The 23,318-nt window shown below is 69.7% G+C and carries 15 protein-coding genes; 9 read left to right on the plus strand and 6 right to left on the minus strand.

Annotation, left to right across the window (positions count from 1 at the left end; all coding sequences use genetic code 11):
* Positions 1–11: 11 nt before the first annotated feature.
* From kdsA to LC039_RS10725, 3 genes are read right to left on the minus strand one after another with little or no spacing between them, the layout of a single operon-like run.
* A complete protein-coding gene (gene kdsA, locus LC039_RS10715) occupies positions 12–842 on the minus strand; it encodes a 3-deoxy-8-phosphooctulonate synthase (RefSeq protein ID WP_226623993.1) in 831 nt (276 codons plus the stop codon).
* The gene (locus LC039_RS10720; RefSeq protein WP_226623994.1) at positions 839–1,627 is read right to left on the minus strand and encodes a 3-deoxy-manno-octulosonate cytidylyltransferase; all 789 of its coding nucleotides are present in this window, start codon (positions 1,625–1,627) and stop codon (positions 839–841) included. Before LC039_RS10720 ends, kdsA begins: the two co-directional genes overlap by 4 nt.
* Positions 1,624–2,577, minus strand: a complete 954-nt coding sequence (locus LC039_RS10725) for a KpsF/GutQ family sugar-phosphate isomerase (protein WP_226623995.1) — start codon at positions 2,575–2,577, stop codon at positions 1,624–1,626. Before LC039_RS10725 ends, LC039_RS10720 begins: the two co-directional genes overlap by 4 nt.
* Before the next feature lie 522 nt (positions 2,578–3,099).
* Here LC039_RS10725 and LC039_RS10730 point away from each other — a divergent pair.
* Positions 3,100–3,945 carry a Hint domain-containing protein gene (locus LC039_RS10730; RefSeq protein ID WP_319003716.1) on the plus strand — a complete coding sequence of 282 codons (846 nt, stop codon included), beginning with the start codon at positions 3,100–3,102 and terminating at the stop codon, positions 3,943–3,945.
* 81 nt (positions 3,946–4,026) lie between these two features.
* Positions 4,027–4,461, plus strand: a complete 435-nt coding sequence (locus tag LC039_RS10735; protein ID WP_226623999.1) for a GNAT family N-acetyltransferase — start codon at positions 4,027–4,029, stop codon at positions 4,459–4,461.
* 5 nt (positions 4,462–4,466) lie between these two features.
* Here the strand turns inward: LC039_RS10735 and LC039_RS10740 are convergent, their stop codons facing one another.
* Positions 4,467–4,967, minus strand: a complete 501-nt coding sequence (locus LC039_RS10740; protein WP_226624000.1) for an SH3 domain-containing protein — start codon at positions 4,965–4,967, stop codon at positions 4,467–4,469.
* A 106-nt stretch (positions 4,968–5,073) separates the two neighbouring features.
* Between LC039_RS10740 and LC039_RS10745 the strand changes: the two genes are divergently transcribed.
* The 3 genes from LC039_RS10745 (at position 5,074) to LC039_RS10755 (ending at position 7,987) form a co-directional block, all read left to right on the plus strand.
* Entirely contained in the window at positions 5,074–6,060 is a 987-nt protein-coding gene (locus LC039_RS10745; protein WP_226624001.1) for a 2-hydroxyacid dehydrogenase, read from the plus strand.
* A gap of 38 nt (positions 6,061–6,098) precedes the next feature.
* Positions 6,099–6,953: a dTDP-4-dehydrorhamnose reductase gene (rfbD, locus tag LC039_RS10750; protein ID WP_226624002.1), complete on the plus strand. Its 855-nt coding sequence runs from the start codon at positions 6,099–6,101 to the stop codon at positions 6,951–6,953.
* A gap of 140 nt (positions 6,954–7,093) precedes the next feature.
* A complete protein-coding gene (locus tag LC039_RS10755) occupies positions 7,094–7,987 on the plus strand; it encodes a hypothetical protein (protein WP_226624003.1) in 894 nt (297 codons plus the stop codon).
* A gap of 143 nt (positions 7,988–8,130) precedes the next feature.
* Here the strand turns inward: LC039_RS10755 and LC039_RS10760 are convergent, their stop codons facing one another.
* Positions 8,131–9,696 carry a 2-isopropylmalate synthase gene (locus LC039_RS10760; protein WP_226624004.1) on the minus strand — a complete coding sequence of 522 codons (1,566 nt, stop codon included), beginning with the start codon at positions 9,694–9,696 and terminating at the stop codon, positions 8,131–8,133.
* A 344-nt stretch (positions 9,697–10,040) separates the two neighbouring features.
* Here LC039_RS10760 and LC039_RS10765 point away from each other — a divergent pair, with 344 nt between their 5' ends.
* On the plus strand, positions 10,041–13,022 hold the full coding sequence (locus tag LC039_RS10765) for a calcium-binding protein (protein WP_226624006.1): 2,982 nt from the start codon (positions 10,041–10,043) through the stop codon (positions 13,020–13,022).
* Between the two features lie 51 nt (positions 13,023–13,073).
* On the opposite strand, the gene epsE is transcribed toward LC039_RS10765, so the two are convergent.
* Positions 13,074–14,282, minus strand: a complete 1,209-nt coding sequence (gene epsE, locus LC039_RS10770) for an exopolysaccharide biosynthesis GT4 family glycosyltransferase EpsE (protein WP_413463829.1) — start codon at positions 14,280–14,282, stop codon at positions 13,074–13,076.
* 150 nt (positions 14,283–14,432) lie between these two features.
* On the opposite strand from epsE, the gene LC039_RS10775 reads away from it, so the two are divergent.
* The 3 genes from LC039_RS10775 (at position 14,433) to LC039_RS10785 (ending at position 23,314) form a co-directional block, all read left to right on the plus strand.
* Entirely contained in the window at positions 14,433–15,299 is an 867-nt protein-coding gene (locus tag LC039_RS10775) for a glycosyltransferase (RefSeq protein ID WP_226624010.1), read from the plus strand.
* Positions 15,296–16,663 (plus strand): oligosaccharide flippase family protein, encoded by a 1,368-nt coding sequence (locus tag LC039_RS10780; protein WP_226624011.1) that lies wholly within the window; start codon positions 15,296–15,298, stop codon positions 16,661–16,663. Before LC039_RS10775 ends, LC039_RS10780 begins: the two co-directional genes overlap by 4 nt.
* A 177-nt stretch (positions 16,664–16,840) precedes the next feature.
* The gene (locus LC039_RS10785; protein WP_413463830.1) at positions 16,841–23,314 is read left to right on the plus strand and encodes a type I polyketide synthase; all 6,474 of its coding nucleotides are present in this window, start codon (positions 16,841–16,843) and stop codon (positions 23,312–23,314) included.
* Positions 23,315–23,318 lie beyond the last annotated feature (4 nt).

Genomic DNA, 23,318 nt, shown 5'->3' on the forward strand with positions numbered 1-23,318 from the left:
GGAGGGGGCGCCTACGCCCCCTTCGACACCTCGTCGAGCGCGCGCAGCTTGGTCAGCAGCGCGCCGAGCTGGTCCACCGGCACCATGTTCGGCCCGTCCGACGGTGCGTTGTCCGGGTCCTCATGCGTCTCGATGAAGACCGCGGCGCAGCCCACGGCGACGGCGGCGCGGGCCAGCGTGGGCACGAATTGACGCTGGCCGCCCGAGGACGTGCCTTGCCCACCCGGGAGCTGCACCGAGTGGGTGGCGTCGAAGACCACCGGGTAGCCGGTGTCCGCCATGATCGGCAGCGAACGCATGTCCGAGACCAGCATGTTGTAGCCGAAGCTGGCGCCGCGCTCGCAGAGCAGCAGCCGCTCGTTGCCGGTGCTGGCGATCTTGGAGGCCACGTTCGCCATGTCCCAGGGGGCGAGGAACTGGCCCTTTTTCACGTTGATCGCCGCGCCGGTCTCGCCCGCGGCGAGCAGCAGGTCGGTCTGGCGCGAGAGGAACGCCGGAATCTGCAGGATGTCGACCGCCTCGGCCACCGTGGCGCATTGCTCGGCGGTGTGGATGTCGGTGAGCACCGGCACGCTGAACTCGGCGCCGATCTGCGACAGGATCGACAGCCCCGCCTCCATGCCGATGCCGCGCTTGCCCGAGAGCGAGGAGCGGTTGGCCTTGTCGAAGCTGCCCTTGAACACCCACGGCGTGCGCGCGGCCTCGGCGGCGGCGGCGATCTTCTCGGCCAGCATGCGCGCGTGCTCGAGGCTTTCGAGCTGGCACGGCCCGGCGATCAGCGCCAGCGGCGCGTCATTGGCGAAGGTGACGGATTTGACGGCGACGGGCTTGTTGGCGGTCATGCGATGCCTTCCTTCTTCAGAACGGCCTCGATGCGGGCCACGTCGACGGGGTTGTTGAGTTCCCAGAACACCCGGCCGCGGGCCTCGACGGGCACGCAGGTGACAGGGGTGCCGTTCTCGAGGAAGCGCAGCTGCTCGAGCCCCTCGGCGCGCTCCAGCGGGCCCTCGGCCCAGGCGGCGTAGCGGCGCAGCGCATCGGGGCGATAGCCGTAGACGCCGACATGGTGCCAGACCTCGGGCGGGGTTTCGAGGTTGCCGACGTAGGGCAGCACTTCCTTGGAGAAGTAGAGCGCGGTGCCGTCGTGGCGCATCACTGCGGTGGTGCCGCCGACGCGGCCGGCGTGGCGGTCGGTGACGAAGTTCGCCAGCGTCTCGGGATCGGTCTTCAGCACCGGGGTGGCCATCTCGACTGACGGATCCTGCATGGCGGCGATCAGCGCCTCGATGAACCACGGCGGGGTCAGCGGGGCGTCGCCCTGCAGGTTGATCACCATTTCCGGCTCGCCGTCGAGCTGGGCGACGCCCTCGGCGCAGCGCTCGGTGCCGTTGCGGGCCTGGTCCGAGGTCATCAGCACCTCGGCGCCGAAGCCGCGCGCCGCCTCGGCGATGCGCTCGTCGTCGGTCAGCACGTAGACCGCCGAGACGCCCTCGACCGAGAGCGCGGCGTCCCAGGCGCGCTGGATCAGGCTCTTCTTCTCGCCGGTGGCGCCGGTCAGCTCGACCAGCGGCTTGCCCGGGTAGCGGCTCGAGGCGTAGCGGGCGGGGATGAAGATGACGGCGCTCATGCCACACCTGCCCGCAGCGCGTCGTGGATGTGCAGCAGCCCGACGAGGCGCTCGGCCTCGTCGACCACCAGAAGGACGGTCCGTTTCTTCGCGTTGAGCACGCCGAGTGCCTCCGTAAGCAGGGTGTCGGGACGGGTGACCAGCGGGCCGGGCGTGGCAACCTCGCCCGCGCGGCGCTCCAGCAGCCCCTCCATGTTGCGGCGCAGGTCGCCGTCGGTGATGATGCCCGCAACGCGGCCCTCGGTCACCACCGCCGCGACGCCGAAGCCTTTTTGCGACATGACCACCAGCGCCTCGCTCATGGGGGTGTCGGGGGTAACCACGGGCAACTCGTCGCCCTTGTGCATCACCGCCGAGACCCGCAGCAGCGCTGCGCCGAGCGAGCCGCCGGGGTGAAAATGCGCGTAGCTCTCGCGGCCGAAGCCGCGGTTGCTCATCAGCGCCACGGCGAGCGCATCGCCGAGCGCCATGCACAGGGTCGTCGAGGTGGTGGGCGCCATGCCGATGGCGCAGGCCTCTGGGGCGTCGGGGAGCAGAAGGATGTGGTCGGCGGCGCTGGCCAGCGTGCTTTCGGCGCGCTTGGTGAGGGCGATCATCGGGATCGAGAAGCGCGCGCAATAGCCGATCATGTCGGCGAGCTCGCGGGTTTCGCCGGAGTTGGAGATCAGGATCACCGCGTCGGCCGAGGTGATCATGCCGAGATCGCCGTGGCTGGCCTCGCCCGGGTGCACGAATTGCGCCGGGGTGCCGGTCGAGGCGAGGGTGGCGGCGATCTTCGCGGCGACATGGCCGGACTTGCCCATGCCGGAGACGATGACGCGGCCGCGGATGCTCAGCAGCAGCGCCACCACGGCGTCGAAATCCGCGGGCAGCTCGTCCGAGAGGCGCACCAACGCCTCGGTCTCGGTGGCCAGCACCCGGCGGGCGATGTCGGAAGGGGTTTCGGACATGGGGATCCCTGAACTTGAGATGTCCGCGTGTTATCCCGCTATGGCGGGCTTGTCCAATGGCGCGGGAGGGGCGGAGGGGCAGCGCTGTCGCGCCGCGCCCCGTCCGCCGTACGGCAGCCTGCGGGCCGGGTGATTCGACCCACTCACCGCCGGGGGTTGTGCGTGCCGGTTCGCGGCTCTGCCGAGGCAAGAATCTGACACAAATTGGGTCACCTGACTGCCGCTCAATGGCGTCATTGCCGCTAGGACCGGGGCGCGACGCTTGGTATTTTGAAAACTGCATACAAAAAGAAAACGAGAGCAGGATTTCAGGACATGGCAACGGCCTCGCATGGCACGTTTGTCGTCTCCTGGTCACAGACACACATAGACGGCCTCAAGGCCGCACCAGTGTCCTCGCTGCAGGTCGGGGCCCGATGGGCCTGGAATGGTGACATTGTACGGGTTGACGGACCTGTGGGTCCGTCGGGGATTGACCAGGCAGACGGAGAGGCGGCGCGTCGTGGACGCGCGGCTCTCAGAGTGCGTCAATTGGTTGGCGACGCCTTCGGTGGCGCGGGCGCCGTCACGCCGGACACGACCGAGGCGAGCTTCGTCGTCACCGACGGGCAGTCCCGCTACACGGTGAGCCGGATCGACCTGGCCCAGAGCCCCCGGCCTCTTCTGATGTTTCTCGACGCCGTGCCGCCGCGCGGCCGCGACCTGCGGGTGGTGAGCGGCTCTGGCGCGTCCGCGCCGCAGCGCGACCCGGCGCAGCCCGACGCAGGGGGCGTGATCTGCTTCGCCAAGGGCACCCGTATCCTCACCCATCGGGGCCTGGCGCCGGTCGAGACCCTGCGCGAGGGCGATCTCGTGCAGACCAAGGACAATGGGCTTCAGCCGGTGCAATGGACCGGCAGCCGCCGGATGACCGGCGCGCGGCTGCACGTGCTGCCGGAACTGCGCCCGGTGCTCATCCGTGCCGGGGCCTTCGGCATCGCGTGCCCCGAAGATGCGTTTCTCGTCTCTCCCGAGCACCGCATGCTGATCCGCGGCGCGGTGCCGCGGGAGTTGTTCGGCATCGACGAGGTCCTGGTGGCGGCCAAACACCTGGTGAACGGCTCGACCATCCGTCGTGACCTGGCGCTGCGCGAGGTGACCTATTTTCACCTGTTGCTGCCACGGCACGAGATCGTCTTTGCCAATGGCGTCGAGACCGAGAGCTTCCACCCGGCCAATACCGCGCTGTCGAGCCTTTCGGCGCCGGACCGCGCGCGGCTTCTGGCGCTGTTGCCGGGCGTCGAGCTGCGCCCGGCCGACTATGGCGCCCATGCCCGTCGCAACCTCTCCGCCCGCGAATCCGCGCTGCTGGTCCGGCAGGCGGCCTAACGCGGGCCCCCGCCGTTTTCCGTTTCCGCGGGCCCTGCGGAGGGCTATGGAAAGGGGTGTTTCGGAACCGGACAGGACCCCATGCAGATTACCCGGCGCATCGCTGTGCCTTCAGACGCGCCGGCGCTTGCCGAGCTGCGCGCCGAGGCAATGCGTCCGAGCCTCGAGGCATTGGGGCGCTACGACCCGCTGCGTGTCCGGCGCCGCTTCCTTGACAGCTTCGTGCCCGCGGAGACGACGGTGCTGCTGAATGTTGAGCAGATCATCGGCTTCTTCGTGCTGCGGCAGCGCCCGGACGAGCATTACCTCGACCACCTCTACCTCGCGGATCAGGTGCGCGGCCTGGGGGTTGGCCGCCGCGTCGTCGCGGAGCTGCAGCAGGACGCGCGGGCGGCGGGTCTGCCGATCCGGCTCATGGCGTTGAAGGGGAGCCCGGCAAACGGGTTTTACCGGGCCTGCGGTTTCGAGGCGGTGGGCGAGGAGCGCTTCGACATCCTCTACCGCTGGCAGCGCTGAGCGGGCTATTCGAGGATTTCGTCCGGTCCGACGCCCCAGACCGCGCTTTTCGGCGCCCAGCCGTCGTAGCCGCCCGCGGAGAGCTCGCACCAGTCCTTCTCGCAGTGCTCGAGATGGGCGATGACCCCGACCGCCAGCTTGGCCTCGACGGGGGTGTCCGGGTCGGGGCGCTGGTGCAGCTCGAGCATGTCCTCCTCGACCAGCACCGTGCGCACGCCCGAGAGCAGCGCGTAGTGGATCCAGCCGCCCGCGCCGTCCTTGTCGCGCACGCGGCGCCAGTGACCATATTCGGCGATGATCTCGAGCGGCATGTCGCGCCGCTTGTAGACCCAGTCGATGCGGTGGGTGAGCGAGGGGCCGCGCCGGGCGTTGCCCTCGCTGGTCTTCAGCGACACGTAGCGCGGCAGCGGCAGGTTGGTGACCGGCCCGCGCTCTTCGGCCGCCTGCGCGGCCGTGCCGCTCAGCAGGGCGGCAAGCAGCCCCGCCAACACAGAAGTCCTGACCATCGTGTCTGTCCTGCTCGAGATTTTATGCCGGGGTTCTTGTGCCCCGTGCACGCTTGCGACAGTGTGCCAAAGCGGAACGCGTAAGGAAAGGGAGGCCCTGACCGGAATGCCGCAGAAACGCCTGACTGTTGTCGTCACGCGACGTTTGCCGGAGGTGGTTGAAACCCGCCTGAGCGAGCTTTTCAACGTCAAGCTGCGCACCGACGACCTCGCGATGACTCGCGCGGAATTGACCGCCGCGATGGCCGAGGCCGATGTGCTGGTGCCCACGCTGACCGACCAGATCGACGCCGGGCTGATCGCCCAGGCCGGTCCGCGACTCAAGCTGATCGCCAACTATGGTGCGGGCGTCGACCATATCGACGTGGAAACCGCCCGGGCGCGCGGCATCATGGTGTCGAACACGCCGGGGGTGATGACCGACGATACCGCCGACATGGTGATGGGGCTGATGCTGGCGGTGATGCGCCGCATGCAGGAGGGTCTCGCCACCATGCAGGAGGGCAACTGGGCCGGCTGGGCGCCGACCGCCTTCCTCGGCACCCGGCTCGGCGGAAAACGGCTCGGCATCCTCGGCATGGGGCGGATCGGCCAGGCGGTGGCGCGGCGCGCCTCGGCCTTCGGCATGCAGATCCACTACCACAACCGCCGCCGGCTGCGCGACGAGACCGAGGCCGCGCTGGAGGCGACCTACTGGGAGAGCCTCGACCAGATGGTGGCGCGGATGGACGTGGTGTCGGTCAACTGCCCGCACACGCCCTCGACCTTCCACCTGCTGAACGCGCGGCGGCTGCGGCTGATGAAACCCTCGGCAGTGCTGGTGAACACCTCGCGCGGCGAGGTGATCGACGAATCGGCGCTGACCCGGATGCTCAAGGCGGGCGAGCTCGGCGGCGCCGGGCTCGACGTCTACCAGCACAAGATCAAGGGCAATCCCGAGCTGGTGAACATGCCCAATGTGGTGATGTTGCCGCACATGGGCTCGGCGACGCTGGAAGGCCGGATCGAGATGGGCGAAAAGGTGATCATCAACGTCAAGACCTTTGCCGACGGGCACCGCCCGCCGGACCAGGTCGTGCCGGCAATGCTCTGAGCCCGGCAGACAGGCAACTTGGAAGACACGGATAGATCATGCGGATACTGATGTTCGGCGCGACGGGGCAGGTGGCGCGCGAGGTGCAGCGCCGGGCGCCGGTGGTGGCGCTTGGGCGCGACGAGGCGGACCTGACCGACCCGGCCGATTGCGCCGAGGCGGTGCGGGCCGAGGCCCCCGACGTGGTGATCAACGCCGCCGCCTATACCGCGGTGGACGCCGCCGAGAGTGACGAGGTCACCGCCGCGCGGGTCAACGGCGAGTCGCCGGGCGCCATGGCGCGGGCCTGCGCCGATCTCGGCATTCCCTTCATCCATATCTCCACGGACTACGTCTTCGACGGCACGGGCGATCAGCCCTTTGCCCCCGATGCCCGCACCGGCCCGCTCGGCGCCTACGGCCGCACCAAGCTGGCGGGCGAGGCGGCGGTGCGCGCCGCCGGCGGCACCCATGCGATCATCCGCACGAGCTGGGTCGTCTCGGTGCACGGCAAGAACTTCGTGAAGACCATGCTGAGGCTCGGGGCCGAGCGCGACCGTCTGACCATCGTCGCCGACCAGGTCGGCGGGCCGACCCCGGCGGCGGATATCGCCGAGCTCTGCCTCGCCGCGGCGAAGCAGCTGATCGAGTCGCCGGAGAAATCGGGCACCTACCACCTTTCGGGCGGACCCGACGTCAGCTGGGCCGATTTCGCCCGCGAGATCTTTGCCCAGTCCGGGATCACCTGCGAGGTGGTCGACATCCCGACCTCCGACTTCCCGACGCCGGCAAAACGCCCGGCCAATTCGCGGCTGGACAACAGCGCGACCGAGGCCGCCTTCGGCCTGCCGCGCCCGGATTGGCGGGTCGGTCTCGCCGCGATCCTCAAGGAGCTTCGGGGCGCGGAGAGCTGATCTCCGCCCGCCCCGGGCAACTCATCCAGTTCAGCTAAAAACGCGGGAAACCTCCGCTTTCCGGCCATGTTCCTGCGCCGGTTCCGCCCGTCCTCTGCGCGATTGTGACGCCATCGCAACGAAGCGAATGAGGGTGACCCATGGAACGGACACAGGAACGCGGCCTGTCCTCCGGGCAGGCCTGGGGTGTGGACAACGGCGTCCATCACGATCACGCGGCCCGGGACCACGCGACTCAGGACCTGGCTCTCGTGGATGCCGGCATTTCTGCCGGGGTCTTCGGGTATGACAACACGGATGCGCGCTTGCGCGCGCGCCTCGAGGCACTCGACGAGGCGCGGCTCGAGGATGCGCTCGCCGAGCATGCGCTTGCGCATGAACAGGCCCTGCTCTCGCAGAGCCGGAAGTCGAAGCTCGCGTTGCTGCGCGGCGAGGCGGATGGCAGCGTGCGCGGCCTGCGCAACGCGGTGATCAGCATCGGCCATTGGTTCGACCTGGACCACGCGCCCGAGGACAGCGCCACGGCGCCCACGGTCGCGGGCTACGCGGAAAGCTGGCGCATCGGCTGGGCCGAGCGCCTGCCCGAGATCATGCAGCTTTCGATCGATGGCCCGCTCGAGGAGATGGGGCTCGAGGACAAGGAACACATGCCCAGCAGCGAGCTGGTTCCCGAGCCCTTCCGGATCGGCGAGAGCACGCCCGCCGTGAGCGCGGAGGCACCTTCGGAGGCCGGGCGCGCCTTTCTTGTCGGAATGTTGGCAGAGGAAGACGAGTCGGAAGGTTTCGTCTTTGCCGGGCCTGCGGACACGGCCGGACCCGCCGGGCAGGTCGGAGATGCCTATCATGCGCAGGAGCAGGTGATGTTCGCCGAGAGCCAATACGCGGCGCTGCACGGCGCGCTTTTCGATGGCGACGCCGCCTGGGAATGGAAGCTGGATCACACCGCTCCCGGCGAGGCTGCCACGCCGCATGAGGGGTACGATCGCCACGGCCCCGACGCGCATGGGCACAGCTACGATCTGCATTTTGCCTGAGCGGATTGATTGGGGCAGGGGTGCACGTTCGGGCCGCGGGCTGAGCACGCAGCAAAAAGCCCGCTCCGTTGGGAGCGGGCTTCGATGCGTCGTGGGGTGGCCCTTCGCGGGGTGGTCCGTCGCGTTGTCGGGCCGGGACCGGATCAGCCAACGTCCTTGTAGCTGATTTCTTTCTGGTCGGTGCCGGTCTTGCTGCGGCGCACGTGCAGGCGGTTGAGCGCGTTCACATAGGCCTTGGCCGAGGCGTAGACCGTGTCGGTGTCCGCCGACTGGCCGGTGGCGATCTTGCCGTCCTCTTCGAGGCGCACGGACACGGTGGCCTGCGCATCGGTGCCCTCGGTCACCGCGTTCACCTGGTAGAGCTGCAGCCGCGCCGAGTTCGGGTAGAGCGCGCGCACCGCCTTGAAGGTGGCGTCGACCGGGCCGTCGCCTTCCATCACGCAGGATTTCTCTTCGCCGCCGACCTCCATCTCGAGCGTCGCCTCGGCCGGGCCACCGGTGCCGCAGACGACCTTGAGCGAGACGATCTCGAGGTGATCGGCGCCATCGGTCATCGCCGCCGTCACCAGCGCGAGAATGTCCTCGTCGAAGACCTCCTTCTTGCGGTCGGCGAGATCCTTGAACCGGACGAAGATGTCCTTGAGTTGGTTGTCGCCCACATCGACGCCGAGATCCTTGAGCTTGGCGCGCAGCGCGGCGCGGCCCGAGTGCTTGCCGAGCGGCAGCGAGGTGCCCGCAAGACCGACGTCCTCGGGACGCATGATCTCGAAGGTCTCTTTGTTCTTGAGCATGCCGTCCTGGTGGATTCCGGACTCGTGGGCGAAGGCGTTCTTGCCGACGATCGCCTTGTTGAACTGCACCGGGAAGCCCGAGACCGTCGCGACGCGGCGCGAGATGTGCATGATCTTGCGGGTGTCGATATGCGTCTCGTACGGCATGATGTCGCCGCGGACCTTGAGCGCCATCACCACCTCTTCGAGCGCGGTGTTGCCCGCCCGCTCGCCGAGGCCGTTGATCGTGCATTCGATCTGCCGCGCACCCGCCTCGACGGCGGCCAGCGAGTTCGCCGTCGCCATGCCGAGGTCGTTGTGGCAGTGGGTGGCGAAGATGATCTCGTCGGCGCCCGGCACCTTCTCGATCAGCATGCGGATCAGTTCCGCCGATTCCACCGGCGCGGTGTAGCCCACGGTGTCGGGGATGTTGATCGTCGTGGCGCCCGCCTTGATGGCGATCTCGACCACGCGGCAGAGGTAGTCATGCTCGGTGCGGGTGGCATCCATCGGCGACCACTGCACGTTGTCGCAGAGGTTGCGCGCATGGGTCACCGTCTGGTGGATGCGCTCGGCCATCTCGTCCTGCGTGAGGTTCGGAATGGCGCGGTGCAGCGGCGAGGTGCCGATGAAGGTGTGGATGCGTGGGCGGTTGGCGTGTTTCACCGCCTCCCAGCAGCGGTCGATGTCGTTGATCTGGGCGCGGGCGAGGCCGCAGATCACCGAGTTCTTGCTGCGCTCGGCAATTTCCGAGACGGCGCGGAAGTCGCCTTCGGAGGCGATCGGGAAGCCGGCTTCGATGATGTCGACCCCCATCTCGTCGAGCAGCTCGGCGATTTCGAGCTTCTCGTCATGGGTCATGGTCGCGCCGGGCGACTGCTCGCCGTCACGGAGGGTCGTGTCGAAGATGTACACGCGGTCTTTGGCTTGGTCGGTCATTTTTCGGATCTCTTGAGTCGTCGTCCTGGAAAGGGTTCGCCGGCGCGAAACGTTCCTCCTCTGAGCGGTCGCGCCGAGATGCGCGCTCAGAGGCGGATTAGGACTAGACGCAGGCCAAGCGCAACCGGCGCGCGGAACGCACGTGCAGCAGCGGGGATATGGCCAAGGGTCAACATGGGCGCGACTATACGCAGCGGAACCGAAATGAAAACCGAAAATCCCACCCGGATCGCGGAAAGTTATGCCGCAGCGCAGCACCTTGCCCGCGCCGCTTGAGTGACCGCGCCGCGTGCCCATATGCTTCGGACAAGCTGTTTGGTTCAGGGTCGTTTCGGGGGAGTTTGATGATCGGGCGTTTACTGAGGGCGGCACTTCTGGCCGCCGGCTGGCCCCTCGCGGCCCTCGCGCAGGAAGGCGGCGGCCCCGAGCGCGAGGTCTACGTCTTCGGCAATTCGCTGGTGCATTTCCTCGGGCAGGAGGCGCATAGCAACACGCCCTACTGGCTTGCGCAGCTCGCTCAGGCGGGCGGGGCGGAACTGGCGCTCGACGGGCAATGGGGCTTCCTGCGCGATTTCTCGGACAACCTGCCGCCCGAGCCGAACTGGACGATTCCCGGCGTGAGCAACCATTGGGATCCGGGGCGCGGCGCCTTTGGCGATGCGGGCTATGACGCGGTGCTGATCACCCCGGCGAACTTCCTGCAGTACCAGGCGTCGGATGCGCCCTACCCGGGCATCAACCTCTCGGGCACCAGCCCTCTGGACGCGATTCTCAAGGTCGCCGACTGGGTCGAGAGCCACGCCCCGGGCACGCCGCTGTGGATCTACGAGGGCTGGCCGGACATGGCCTCGACCGCCGGCGACTACCCGCCCTCGGCGCGCGGCATGCGGCGCTACCACGACTACACGCTCGGCGCCTACGGGGTCTGGTACGACGATCTGCTGGACAAGCTGCGCGCCGCGCGGCCCGATCAGGCGGTGCATCTGATTCCCGTGGCGCGGGTCATGGCCGCGCTGCTCGAGGACGGCGGGCCGCTGCAGGACGTGCCGGTCGAGGTGCTCTATGTTGACGATGCGCCGCATGGCACGCCCTCGCTCTATTTCCTCGCGGCCATGGTGACCTACAGCGCTCTCTACGGCGCGCCGCCGCCCGAGGGGTACGCGCCGCCGCCCGAGATCGACCGCGAGATCGCCGCCGCCTACCCGCAGGTCGCCGCGCAGGTCTGGCAGGCGGTCTCGGAGGTTCTGCCCGAGGAAACAGCGGCGGATGCGCCGCAGCCGGACGCGCCGCGACAGGCCGCCGCCGAGCTTGCCGTCGAGCCTGCCGCCGAGACGCCCCTGCCGCCGCGCCCGGACCTGGCGCTGCCCGACTCCGGCGCCCGCCCCGAGGGCGCCCCGGCGCTGGCCATGGGGCTCAATGGCCTGTCGGACTGGTCCACCCAGCATCCCTTCGTCGATCTGATGAAATCCTCGCGGCCCTGGATCGGCCACCTGCCCGGGCAATGGGGGGGCGTCGAGATCGACGCGCTGCGCGCCCTCGGCGCGCTCGACCCGGACGGCTGGCCGCTGCGCATCCCCGACGGCGTCGAGCGGCTGGAGGCGCTGCTGCTCACCGACCAGCCCCCAGAGGCGCAGCACCTGCGCGGCACCTATGTCGTCACGTGGCAGGGCACGGGCGATCTACAGCTCACCGGCCGCGCCAGTCGCGTGCGCATGGAGGCGGGGCGGGCGCTCTTCGACTACACGCCGGGCGAGGGGTCCGTGGGCATCTCGATCTCGGCCACCGATCCCGAAGACCCGATCCGCGACATCCACGTGGTGCGCGAGGACCAGGTGCCGCTCTTCGAGGCCGGGGCCTTGTTCAACCCCGCCTGGCTGGCGCGCATCCACGACCTGCGCAGCCTGCGCTTCATGGACTGGATGATGACCAACGGCGCCCCGGTGCAGCATTGGGACGACCGCCCGCGGATGAGCGATGCCACATGGGTGGCCTGGGGCGTGCCGCCCGAGGTGATGATCGCGCTCGCCAACGAGGTCGGTGCCGACCCGTGGTTCACCCTGCCGCATATGGCCGATGACGACTACGTTCGGCACTTCGCCGAGCTGGTGAAGGCGCGGCTCGACCCGGGGCTGAAGGCCTATGTCGAATATTCCAACGAGGTCTGGAACTTCATCTTCCCGCAGGCGCAGTGGGCGACGCAGCAGGCCGAGGCACGCTGGGGCCGCTCCGAGACCGGCTGGATCCAGTTCTACGGGCTGCGCGCGGCGCAGGTCATGGACATCTGGAGCGAGGTCTACGGCGCGGAGGCGAAACAGCGGCTGGTCCGGGTGATCTCCACCCACACCGGCTGGCCCGGGCTCGAGGAGCAGATCCTCACCGCGCCGCTGGCCTATCTGGCGCTCGGCCACCCGCCGCAGGAGAGTTTCGACGCCTATGCCGTGGCGGGCTATTTCGGCTACGAGCTCGGCAGCGAGGAGATGGCCGGGCAGATGGACGACTGGCTGTCGCGCGCCGAGATGCAGGCGCAGGAGGACGGCGAGGCGCAGGGGCTGCGCCGCGTCGCCCTGCGCGAATACGTGAAACGGCACCGTTTCGACGCGGCCATGCTGCCCGTCGCCATGGCGCTGCAGGAGGGCTCGCTGGCCGAGCTGACCGGGGACATCCTGCCCTATCACGCCGGGGGGGCCGAGGCGGCCGGGCTGCGGCTGGTGATGTACGAGGGCGGCACCCATGTGGCGGCACAGGCCGAGCGGGTGCAGGACGAGAGGCTCACCGCCTTCTTCGCGCAGTTCAACTACAGCCCCGAGATGGCCAAGCTCTACGAGCAGCTGCTGACCGGCTGGATCGCCGCGGGGGGCACGCTGTTCAACGCCTTTGTCGACGTCGCGCCGGCCTCGCAATGGGGCAGCTGGGGCGCGCTGCGCCACCTCGATGACGCCAATCCGCGCTGGGACATGCTGATGAGCTACAACGCCTCGGCCTCCACCGGCTGGGAAGAGCGCGCCGATGGGGCCTTCAACGACGGGCTGCTGCTGCGCGCCGCACCCGGGGGCGAGACATTGGAAGGCAGCGCGCGGCCCGATATCCTGCTCGGCGGGGCCGGGGACGATCTGCTGGTCGGGCAGGGGGGCGACGATCACCTGCACGGTGGGGAGGGCGAGGACAGGGCGCTGCTGCCCGGGGCGCGGAGCGATTACGCCTTCGCGCGCGATGCGGCGGGGCGGCTGGTCGCCGAGGGGCGCAAGGGCCGGGTCACGCTCTTCGCCATCGAACTGCTGAGCTTCGAGGACGCGCCCGATTCGGCGCTTCCAACCTCCGGGTTCTGAGCCGCACCGCTCTTCGAAGAGACTCTTAAACGCCTTCGAAGGCTTTTGCCGCTACTGCCGCGCGCGCAGGATTTCCTCGACCAGTGACTCGGCGCCGAGGCTGGCGCGAAAGTCCTGCTCGACCTTGACCCGGCCCGCCGCGCCGAGCCGCCGCGCGGTGTCGGGGTTCTGCGCCAGGTCGCGGATCGCCCGCGCCAGCGCCGTCGGATCCCTAGGCGGCACCAGCTTGCCGCAATGCCCGTCGTCGATCAGCTCGCGCACCCCGCCCGCGTCGGTGCCGATCACCGGCAGGCCGCAGGCCATGGCCTCCATGTAGGCGACGCCGAGCGGCTCGTGCCAGGAGGCCAGCACGAAGACATGCGCCGCCAAAAGCTTGTCGCGCACGGCGCCGGCGTCGATCGCCCCCAGCAGCTTCACGTGGTCCTGCAGCCGCAGCTTGCGCAGGTGCGCCTCGAGCTCGGCGCGGTAGCCGCTGCCGCCGGCATCATCCTCGCCGGCGATCTCCAGCCGCACGTCGACGCCCTGGTCGAGCAGCTGGCGCATGGCCGACATCAGGTCCTGGTGGCCCTTCACCACGTTCAGCCGCCCGCAGGAGAACAGCCGCACCGGCCGGCCCTTCTCGGGCGGCGCGTAGGGCGTGTCGCGGCGCAGCACATCGGTGTCGACGCCCATCGGGCGGATCACCATGCGCGGCGGCAGGTTGTCCCCCAGGGCCGCCTGCAGCGCGCCGGTGAGCTTGCGGGTGATCACCGTGGCAAAGGCGGCCTCGCGCCATTTCACCCGCTGGCCGGGCCCGTAGTCGGAAAGCGGGCCGTGCAGGGTCAGCGAATAGGGCGTGCCGCCCAGTCTCTGTGCAAGGGTGGCCACCAGCGCGGCGCGGCCGCAGCTGTGCGCGTGCACGTGGTCGAGGGCGTGTTCCGCCGCGTAGTCGCGCAGCGCCTCGGCGGCCGAGAGCGTCAGCGCGGTGTCCCTTGCAAAGCCCGGCCCCTCGCGCAGCAGGTCCAGCGCCAGCCCGCGCGGCAGCAGGCGCAGCAAGCTGGTGGCGGCGGCGAGGGGGCGAATCTCGCCAAGGTAGGTGGTGCGGGCGATGGCTTCCTTGGACCAGCTGTGCGCGATCAGCCCGACCGGCGGCACGCGGGTCGACAAAAGGTGCACCTCGTGGCCCATGGCCTCGAGCGCCTGCACCTCGCGCCAGAAGAAGATATGCGTCTGCCCCGGGAACTGGGGCACGAGATACCCGATCCGAAGGTTTTGAGACACCAGACCCCCACGCGCCGAGCAGCCAGCCGGGACGGCTGTCGACATTTGAACCAAAAACTCCCTCAAACCATTCTTTGGCCATAGTTCACTGGCAAAGCCACCCCATCCTGGTGCAGGACATGGGCATGTGTGTCGTCCTTGGTACGGATCATGGCGTCTGACGAGTTTCGGTTTTGTGGCAGCCCCGCGGTTTCGGTGATCCTGCCCGCTTGCAACGAAAGCGCGCTGATCGGCGCGTGCCTGAAGGCCGTTCTGGCCTCGGACTGGCCCGGGGAGACCCCCGCGCCGGAGGTCATCGTGGTGGCGAACGGCTGCGCGGATGACACCGCTGCGCGCGCACGCAACTTCGTGGATGACTTCGCGTCACGCGACTGGTCCCTGCGGGTGATCGAGCGCGCGGAGGGCGGCAAGCTCGCCGCGCTCAACGCCGGCGACGCCGCGGCGCGCTCGGGCATCCGCATTTACCTCGACGCCGACGTGACGGTCAGCAAGGCGCTGCTGCAGCAGCTCCACGCCGCCCTGTCGCGGCCCGGCGCGCGCTATGCCAGCGGGCGGCTGCGCATCACCGCCCACGGCTGGGCCGCCCGCGCCTATGCCCGCAGCTGGCGGCAGGTGCCTTTCATGTCGGATGGCGTGCCGGGCTGCGGCGTCTTCGCGGTCAATGCCGAGGGGCGGGCCCGCTGGCAGGAGTTCCCCGACATCATCTCGGACGACACCTTCGTGCGGCTCAGCTTCGCCCCCGAGGAGCGCAGCGCGGTCCCGGCCCACTACGAGTGGCCGATCGCCGAAGGGTTGCCCGCGCTGGTCCGCGTGCGCCGCCGGCAGGATGCGGGCGTGGCGCAGGTCGGACGGCTATACCCGGGGCTGCTCGGCAATGACGACAAGCTGCCGCTTTCGCCGCTGGGCAAGCTGCGCATGGCGCTGCGCGACCCGCTGGGCTTCGCGGTCTACGCCGGGGTGGCGCTGCTGGTCCGGCTGACGCCGCAGGCGCGCCCGGCCTGGAGCCGGAGCCGGTGAGCCTGCCGCTGGTCCAGCGCTTCTCGGGCGCCTCGCTCGGCGCGCGCGTGCTGCGCAGCGCGCTGCTGACCGTGGGCAGCTTCGGTTTTGCGCAGGCACTGCGGCTCGGCAGCAACCTGATCCTCACCCGGCTGCTCTTTCCCGAGGCGTTCGGCCTCATGGCGCTGGTCTCGGTCTTCCTGATGGGGCTGATGCAATTCTCCGACGTCGGCGTCACCCCGGCGATCCTGCAGAGCAAGCGCGGCGACGACCGCGACTTCCTCGACACCGCCTGGACCATCCAGGTGCTGCGCGGCATCGGGCTCTGGCTCTCCGCCTGCGTGCTGGCCTGGCCGATGGCGCTGTTCTACGACGAGCCGCAGCTTTTGTACCTTCTGCCCGTCGCGGCGCTGTCGCTGCTCATCGTCGGCTTCCGGCCGACCCGCATGGACAGCGCCAACCGCCACCTGCGGCTCGGCCGGGTCACGCTGCTGGAGCTGGCCACCCAGAGCCTCGGCGTCGGCAGCGCGGTGCTGCTGGCCTGGGCCACCGGCTCGGTCTGGGCGCTGGTGCTCTCGGGGCTGATCAGCAGCCTCTTCGAGGTGATCGCCAACTCGCTGCTGCTAGCCGGAGGCCGCAACCGGTTCCGCATGGAGCCCGAGGCACGGGCCGAGCTGGTGAACTTCGGCAAGTGGATCTTCCTGTCGACCGTCTGCGGCTTCTTTTTCAGCCAGGGCGACAAGATCCTGATCGGCAAGTACCTCAGCCTCGATGCCTTCGGGGTCTACAACATCGGCTATTTCCTCGCCTCCTTCCCGATGCTGCTGGGCGGCATGGTGACGCGCAAGGTGCTGATCCCGATCTACCGCGAGAGCCCGCCGCGCCAGAGCCGCCAGAACTTCCTGCGCCTGCGCAAGATGCGCTTTTCGGTGACCGGCGTGCTGCTGGTGCTGGTCGCCAGCTTCGCCGTCTGCGGCCACTGGCTGGTCGATCTGATGTACGACGACCGCTACCTCGCCGCCGGGGCGGTGACGGTAATCGTCGCCTGCGTGCAGATGCCGCAGATCATCGTGCAGACCTACGACCAGGCGGCGCTGGCGGCGGGTGACAGCCGCAGCTTCTTCGTGCTGGCGCTGGCGCGGGCGCTGCTGATGGTCGGCTGCATCCTCGTCGGGCTCGAGAGCTTCGGCCTGATCGGCGCGCTGCTGGGCTACGGCGCGGCCTTCGGGCTGGCCTACCCGGTGGTGGTCTGGCTGGCGCGGCGCATGGGCGTCTGGGATCCGCTGCATGACCTGTGCTTCTTGCTCTTCGGCGCGGCCTTCGCCGCACTCGCGATCACCCTCAACTGGCCGGCCGTCACCGCGCTGAGCGCCCAGGGCTGGTGAGGCGCCGGGCGGCGGTCAGACTTGCCCGTGACACAGGACCGGCCCGAGACAGCCGGCGCCCTAGCTGATACGCTCTCTGCGGCGGACAGTGCCGGGACCTGTCCTGCTTTGTTTCCCGCGACCGCGCGTCATGCGAGGTTTGTGCCCAATTTTCTCCGTAATCTCTATTTACGGAGCATGGGGTCGCGGGGTTGTGCGAGTGAGGAAGGTTTCTTGGACAGTCAACGGGACATCGCCGAGACGGACATCGCCATCGTCGGCATGGCCGCGCATCTGCCCGGGGCTGCCGATATCGCCACCTACTGGGAGAACCTGCGCGAGGGCCGCCGCGCCATCCGCCGCTTCACCGAGGACGAGCTGCGCGCCGCCGGCGAAGACCCGGGCCTGCTGCGCCACCGCGACTACGTGCCCTTCGGCGCGCCGCTGGACGGCTTCGAGATGTTCGATGCCGAGTTCTTCGGCTTCGCCCCCAAGGACGCGGCGATCATGGACCCGCAGCACCGGCAGTTCCTCGAGACCGCCTGGGAGGCGCTCGAGACCGCCGGCCACGTGCCCGAAAGCTTTGACGGCGCGGTCGGCGTGTTCGGCGGTGTCGGCATGGGCAGCTATTTCTACGTCAACCTCTGCTCGAACCCCGATCTGGTCGACAGCACCGGCCTGTTCCTGCTGCGCCATACCGGCAACGACAAGGACTTCCTGACCACCCGTCTGAGCTACGTGCTCGACCTGCACGGCCCGTCGGTCAACGTGCAGACCGCCTGTTCCACGTCGCTCGTCGCCACCCATCTCGCGGTGCAGGCGCTGCTGAACGGCGAATGCGACATGGCGCTGGCGGGCGGGGTGACCATCGAGCTGCCGCAGACCCGCGGCTACCTCTACCGCGAGAATGAGATCCTCTCGCCCGATGGCGAATGCCATGCCTTCGACCACCGCGCACAGGGCACGGTCTTCGGCTCCGGCGCCGGGGTCGTGGTGCTGCGCCGCCTGAAGGATGCCGTGGCCGATGGCGATCACATCTGGGCGGTCATCAAGGGCTCGGCGATCAACAACGACGGCGCGGGCAAGGCGGGCTATCTCGCGCCTTCGGTTGACGGCCAGGCGCAGGCCATCGCCGAGGCGCAGGCCGTGGCGGGCGTCGGCTCGGACAGCATCGACTACGTCGAATGTCACGGCACCGGCACCTATCTCGGCGATCCCATCGAGGTCGCGGCGCTGACCCAGGCCTTCGCGCAAAGCGGCTCTGATACGGGCCATTGCCGCATCGGCTCGGTGAAGACCAATATCGGCCATCTCGACACCGCCGCCGGGGTGGCGAGCCTGATCAAGACCTCGCTGGCGCTGCACCACGGGCAGATGCCGCCCTCGCTGGGTTACGAGAAACCCAACCCCGCCATTGCCTTCGAGCACTCCCCTTTCGTGGTGAACGACGCCCTGACTCCCTGGACACGCGGCGATCATCCGCGCCGCGCCGGGGTGAACTCGCTCGGGGTCGGCGGCACCAACGCCCATGTGGTGCTGCAGGAGGCGCCGCCGCGCCCGGCTTCGGAACAGAGCGACTGGCCGTTCCAGATCCTCACCCTCTCGGGCCGCAACAAGGCTGCGCTCGACGCGAACGCGCAGCGCCTCGCCGCGCACCTGCGCGCGCATCCCGAGCAGCCGCTGGCCGATGTCGCCTTCACCCTGAAGGAGGGCCGCCGCGCCTTTGAAAAGCGCCGCGTGGTGGTCGCCGGAAGCCATGAGGAAGCCGCGCGCCTGCTGGAGGAAGACACCCTCCGCCGGGTGCACACCCACAGCGCGCTCGACCGGCCCGACGTCGCTTTCCTCTTCCCCGGCGGTGGCGCGCAATATGCCGGGATGGCGCGTGATCTCTACGAAACAGAGCCTGTTTTCGCCGACTGGATGGACCGCGGGCTGACCGCTCTGGACGAGATCACCGACGAGGACATTCGCGCGCTTTGGCTTCCCACGCCCGAGGCGAAACCCGCTGCCGAGGAGGCTCTGAAACGGCCTTCCCTGCAGTTGCCGCTGATCCTGATGACCGAGGTGGCGCTGGCGAAGCTCTGGATGAGCTGGGGCATCGAGCCCGCCGCGCTCGCGGGTCATTCCATGGGCGAGAACGCCGCCGCCTGTCTCGCGGGTGTGATGAGCTATGAGGATTGCATCGGCCTCGTGCACCTTCGCGGGCGGCTCTTCGACACGGTGCCCGCGGGCGGCATGCTCTCGGTTAGCCTGCCCGCCGAGACACTACGGGAGCACCTCGGCGAAGACCTCGATCTCGGCGCGGTCAACGCGCCCGGGCTTTCGGTGGCCTCGGGACCGGCGGAGGCGCTGAACGCCCTTGAACAGAGACTGATTTCGGACGGCATCGACTGCCAGCGCATCGCCATCGACATCGCGGCTCACAGCCGCATGCTCGAGCCGATCCTCGCGCAGTTCCGCGCCTACCTGCGCTCCATCGACCTCAGCCCGCCGCGCCTGCCGCTGACCTCGAACCGCACCGGCACCTGGTTGACCGACGAACAGGCGACCAGCCCCGACTACTGGGTGGAACACCTGCGCGGCACCGTCCATTTCGCCGACTGCATGGCAACGATTGCCCAGCAACAGAGCCGGATTTTTCTCGAGGTCGGGCCGGGCAAGGCGCTCTCCTCGCTGGCCCGCCAGCACCCCGTGGTGCCGGGCCAGCAGGTTCTGAGCTCGCTGCGCCACTCCGAAGAGAAGATCGCCGACGACCGCTACATGTTCGAGGTGCTGGGCCGTCTCTGGGCGCTCGGCGCCGAGATCGACTGGGCACAGGTCTGGGGCGGGGCTCGTCGCAACCGCGTCGTGCTGCCCACCTACGCCTTCCAGCGCGCGCCCTATTTCATCGAACCGGGCAAGCAGGTCGAGAGCGCGCCGAAACACCTGGTGCGCAACGATGACCTGAGCGCCTGGGGCTGGAAGCCGGTCTGGCGCGCGCGCGCCGCCGAGGCCGCGCTGGACGTGACCGAGGCGCTCTCGGAGACCGAGCCGCAGGTCTGGCTGATGTTCATGGACGAGGCCGGGCTCGCCGCCCGCTGCGCCGCGCGGCTCGCCGCGGCCGGGCACGCGGTGATCGAGGTGCGCCCCGGCGATGCCTTCACCCGCCTGTCGGACAGCGCCTACATCCTGCCGCCCGAACGCGGCCGCGAGGGCTATGATCTGCTGCTGCAGGACCTCGCCCTGCGCGGCCACGTGCCGACCCGCATCGCGCATTTCTGGCTGGTCACCGAGGGCGAGGGGCACCGCCCGGGCTCGAGCTTCTTCCACCGCGTGCAGGAGCAGGGTTTCTACGCGCTGCTCTTCCTGGCGCAGGCCATGGCCGAGGAAAACCTGCCGCGCCCGCTGCAGATGACCGTGGTGACCACCGGCGCGGCGCAGGTGCAGGGCGAGCCTACAACGCATCCGTCGAAGGCCACGATCGCCGGTCCCGCCCGGGTCATCCCGCGCGAATTGCCCGGTGTTCGTGTCGAAACGCTCGACCTTGTGCTGCCCGAGCCCGCCGCCGGCACCCTCTTTACCCGCCGCAAGGCCGAGGCCGCGCGCGATGAGGAGTTTGCCCGGCTCACCGACCTCGTGCTCGAGGACCTGCTGGCCGCGCCCGGGGAGGCGACCGCCGCCCTGCGACATGGTCGCCGCTTCGAATGCGCCATGGCCCCCGTGCCGCTGCCCGAGGGCGCGCCGCAGCCGGGGCAGGGGACCTACCTGCTCACCGGCGGCTTCGGCGGCATCGGCCTGACGCTCGGTATGGCCTTTGCCAAGCACGGCGCCAAGCTGATCCTCGTTGCCCGCCGCGCCCTGCCCGCGCGCGGGGCGTGGCCCGGCTACCTCGCCCGCCACGCGCCGCAGGACGCCATCGCCCGCCGCATCCGCGCGGTACAGGCGCTAGAGGAGGCCGGGGCCGAGGTCATGGTGATCGCCGCCGACGTCTGCAACCGCGCCCAGCTTCAGGCCGCGCGGGACGAAGCCGAGGCGCGCTTCGGTCGCATCACCGGGGTGATCCACGGCGCCGGGGTGATCGACGACGCGCCGCTGCTCACCAAGACCCCCGCCGCGGTCGAGGATGTATTCACCCCGAAGCTCCACGGCACGCAGGTGCTGGGCGAGGTCTTCCCCGACGGGTCCACCGACTGGATCGCGCTGTTCTCGTCGTCGTCCACCGTCACCGCCCCGGCGGGGCAGGTGGATTACGTCGCCGCCAACGAATACCTCAACGCCTTCGCCCGGTCCCGCGCGGGCGGGCAGACGCGGGTCACGGCGATCAACTGGGGCATCTGGAACGAGGTCGGCATGGCCGCCGAGGCCGTCGCGGCCCGCAGCGGCGATCTGCCCGCGCCGCCGGTGGCGCCCACCGGCCTTCCGCTGCTCGGCGATGCCACTTTCGACCGGCTCGGCAACCGGCTCTTCACCAGCACGCTCTCGACCGGCGACTGGATCATCGACGAGCACCGCACCCGCGCCGGCGACGCGCTGCTGCCCGGCACCGGCTATCTGACCCTCGCCGCCCACGCGCTAAAGGCGCAGCACGAAGACCGGGCTTTCGAGATCCGCGACCTCACCTTCCTGCGTCCGCTGCGGGTGGCCGACGAGCGTCCCCGCGACCTTCGCCTGCGCCTCACCCGCAGGGACGAGGGCTATGGCTTCGAGGCGCTGGCCGACGCCACGCTGAACGGTCGCCACGGGTTCGCTCTCACCGCGCAGGCCACGCTGTCGCTCGCGCCGCTGCCGCGCCCTGCACCGCTGGACCTGACAGCGCTGCGCGCCCGCTGCGCCGCCCCCGCGCGCGCGCCGCGGGGTGGAAAGCTCGCCGCCGCGCAGGAGCAGCAACTGGCCTTCGGCCCGCGCTGGAAGGTGCTCGACACCGCGGCGCTGGGGCAGGGCGAGGGGATCGCCGATCTCTCGCTGCCGCCCGAGGCGGCGCAGGACGGCTGCCTGCTGCACCCGGCGCTGCTCGACATTGCCACCGGCTGGGCGATGGAGCTGATCGCGGGCTGGCAGCCGACCCATCTCTGGGTCCCGGTCTCCTACGCCCGCGTCCGCGTTCACGCGCCGCTGCCGGATCGCATCGTGAGCTGGGTCCGCAACGCCGCGGACAACCGGGCCGACAGCGAGACCGCGAGTTTCGACGTCACGCTCTGCGCGCCCGATGGCCGCGTGCTGGTGGAGATCAACGGCTTCACGCTCCGCCGTCTCGACACGCCGGAGCAATTGCAGGCCGCGCCGCGCCTCACCGCCGCCGAGCTGGAGACCGAAGAGGATGGCGCCGCGCCGCCGCTCTCGCCGGCCGAGGAACGGCTCGCCCACAGCCTGTCGCAGGGCATCCTGCCCGAAGAGGGCGTCGAGGCCTTTGCCCGGGCGCTGCAGCTCGGCCTGCCGCAGGTGGTGGTCTCGCCCGTGGATCTCGACCAGCTCACCCGGCAGAGCGCCGAGTCTTCCGCCGAGACCCCCGAAGGGCAGAGCTTCGAGCGCCCGCAGCTCGACAGCGACTTCGTCGCCCCCGAGGGCGAGATCGAGCGCACCCTGGCGGGTTTCTGGCAAGAGCTGCTGGGCGTGCAGAGCGTGGGGGCCGAGGACAGTTTCTTCGACCTCGGCGGGCACAGCCTGATCGCCGTGCGGCTCTTTGCCATGGTGCGCAAGGCGTTCCGCGTCGACTTCCCGATCTCGGTGCTTTTCGAGGCGCCGACGATCCGCCGCTGCGCCGCACTCATCGCCGAGCGCACCGGCCACACGGGAGACGCCGAGCGCGCAACGCCCAGCATCCCCGAGCGCCGCTTCACCCACCTCGTGCCGATGCACGACGGCGAGGGCGGGCCGCGCCGGCCGTTCTTCCTCGTGGCGGGGATGTTCGGCAACGTGCTCAACCTGCGCCATCTGGCACATCTGCTGGGCGCCGACCGGCCCTTCTACGGGCTGCAGGCGAAGGGGCTCTATGGAGGCGAGGCGCCGCATGCCTCCATAGAGGACGCCGCCGCCGACTACATCGCCGAGATGCGGCAGGTGCAGCCTGAGGGCCCCTACATGGTCGGCGGCTTCTCGGGGGGTGGCATCACCGCCTACGAGATCGCCCGCCAGCTCGAGGCGATGGGCGAGCAGGTCGCGCTCTGCGTGCTGCTCGACACGCCGCTGCCCACGCGCCGCCCGCTGGAGCGCGGTGACCGGCTGCGCATCCAGTGGCAAGAGGCCAAGGCAAAAGGCCCCCTCTACCCGCTGATCTGGGCCCGCAACCGGCTGCGCTGGGAAATCGCCAAGCGCCGTGCCGGCGAGGCCACCGGCGCCGAGCATGCCTTCCATAACGCCGAGATCGAGGCCGCCTTCCTTCGGGCTGTGGCGCAGTACCGCGTGCGGCCCTGGGACGGGCGGCTGGTGCTCTACCGTCCGCCTTTGGTCGGCACGTGGCAGGTCGGCGGTGGCCGCATGGTGAACTCGGAACGCGCCTACGTGCTGGCCGACAACGACTGGGGCCAATACGTGCCCGGCGTCGAGGTGCAGGAGGTGCCCGGCGATCACGATTCCATGGTGCTCGAGCCCAACGTGCGGGTGCTGGCGGCGCTGATGCGGCAGGCAATCGCCGAGGCCGAGGCGCGTGACCGGGGCCCCGCGCCGATGCCCTACCGGGCCGAGGCGGCGGAGTAGACCG

The organism is Alloyangia pacifica, from assembly GCF_020524285.1.
GTDB classification, from domain to species: domain Bacteria; phylum Pseudomonadota; class Alphaproteobacteria; order Rhodobacterales; family Rhodobacteraceae; genus Salipiger; species Salipiger pacificus_B.